At 63.6% G+C, this 953-nt stretch carries 1 protein-coding gene; it reads left to right on the forward strand.

Going from position 1 to position 953, the window contains the following annotated elements:
* Positions 1–120: 120 nt before the first annotated feature.
* Positions 121–953, forward strand: an 833-nt coding sequence (locus C6W91_RS21045) for a biotin carboxylase N-terminal domain-containing protein (RefSeq protein ID WP_370571596.1), incomplete at its 3' end; no start/stop codon positions are given.

Consider the following 953-nt stretch of genomic DNA (forward strand, 5'->3'; position numbering starts at 1 on the left):
GCAGACCTGTTCCAGGCCGTCCCCGAACTCACCGAAAAACTGGGCTAAAAGCCCTGGCTCCGGCCCGCCCATGGCCCGATTGCAAGGGCGGGCGACCAACTTGCCTGACGGAGGCCACACATGCAGCGCTTTTCGAAAATTCTGATCGCCAACCGCGGCGAGATAGCGATCCGCGTGATGCGGGCTGCGAATGAAATGGGCAAGAAGACCGTTGCGGTCTTCGCCGAGGAGGACAAGCTGGGCCTGCACCGGTTCAAGGCGGATGAGGCTTACCGGATCGGCGAAGGCTTGGGGCCTGTGGCGGCCTATCTGTCGATTGACGAGATCATCCGCGTTGCCAAGGAAAGCGGCGCAGATGCGATCCATCCGGGCTATGGTCTGTTGTCCGAAAACCCCGATTTCGTCGATGCCTGCGCCCGCAACGGCATCACCTTCATCGGCCCCAAGGCCGAGACGATGCGCGCCCTTGGCGACAAGGCCTCGGCGCGGCGCGTCGCGATCGAGGCTGGCGTGCCGGTCATTCCCGCGACCGAGGTGCTGGGCGATGACATGGACGCCATCCGCAAGGAAGCGGGTGAGGTCGGCTATCCCTTGATGCTCAAGGCTTCCTGGGGCGGTGGCGGTCGCGGCATGCGGCCGATCCTCTCCGAGGCTGAGCTGGAAGAGAAAGTTATGGAAGGCCGCCGCGAGGCCGAGGCCGCCTTTGGCAATGGCGAGGGCTATCTCGAAAAGATGATCACCCGCGCCCGCCACGTCGAGGTGCAGATCCTTGGCGACAAGCACGGTGAGATCTATCACCTGTTCGAGCGGGATTGCTCAGTCCAGCGCCGCAACCAGAAAGTCGTGGAGCGCGCCCCGGCGCCTTACCTGAGCGAAGACCAGCGGGCCGAGATCTGTGATCTGGGCCGCAGAATCTGTGCGCATGTGAACTATGAATGCGCCGGCACCGTCGA

The organism is Phaeobacter sp. SYSU ZJ3003, from assembly GCF_041300735.1.
Taxonomy (GTDB): Bacteria; Pseudomonadota; Alphaproteobacteria; order Rhodobacterales; family Rhodobacteraceae; genus Phycobacter; species Phycobacter gallaeciensis_A.